We start from the raw sequence: 522 nt of genomic DNA on the forward strand, positions 1-522 counted from the left end.
AAGAGGAGGGAGGAAGAAGAAGAGAGGAAGGAAAAGAGGGAAGAGGAGGGAGGAGAAACAAGAGTGAAGGGAGAGAGAAAGAAAGGAGAAAAAGGACAAAAAGGGAGTGAAGAATAAAGAAGAAGGAGGGAAAAAGGAGGGAAAGGAGAAGACGAGAAGGGAAAGAGAGAAGGAGGGAAGAGAAGAAGGGAAGAAAAGAAGGGCGAGGAAGAAGCGGGGAAGGGGGAAAGGAGGGAAAAGAGGGGAAGAGGTGAGGGGGGAAAGGAGGAAGAGGGGAAAAGAGGAGAAGGAGGGGAGGAAGAAGAAGAAAGAGAAAATGAAGAGGGGAGGAGAGAAAAAGGAAAAAAAAAGACAGAAGGGGAAAAGGCGGAGAGAGAGCAGGGAGGGAGAAAAAGAAGGAGAGGAAGAAGGGAAAAGAAAAAGAGGAGGAAAAAAAAGAAGAAGAAAGGGAAGAGCGCAAGGGAAGAAAGGGAGAAGAGGAGAAAAGCGAACGGACAGTGAAGGAGAAGGAAAAGAAAGAAG

1 protein-coding gene is annotated in these 522 nt (G+C 47.3%); it reads left to right on the forward strand.

Going from position 1 to position 522, the window contains the following annotated elements:
* Positions 1–106 precede the first annotated feature (106 nt).
* Positions 107–522 (forward strand): hypothetical protein (locus VE26_RS19070; protein ID WP_200897195.1); only part of this gene is annotated, 416 nt, incomplete at its 3' end.

It is taken from the genome of Devosia chinhatensis (assembly GCF_000969445.1).
Taxonomy (GTDB): domain Bacteria; phylum Pseudomonadota; class Alphaproteobacteria; order Rhizobiales; family Devosiaceae; genus Devosia; species Devosia chinhatensis.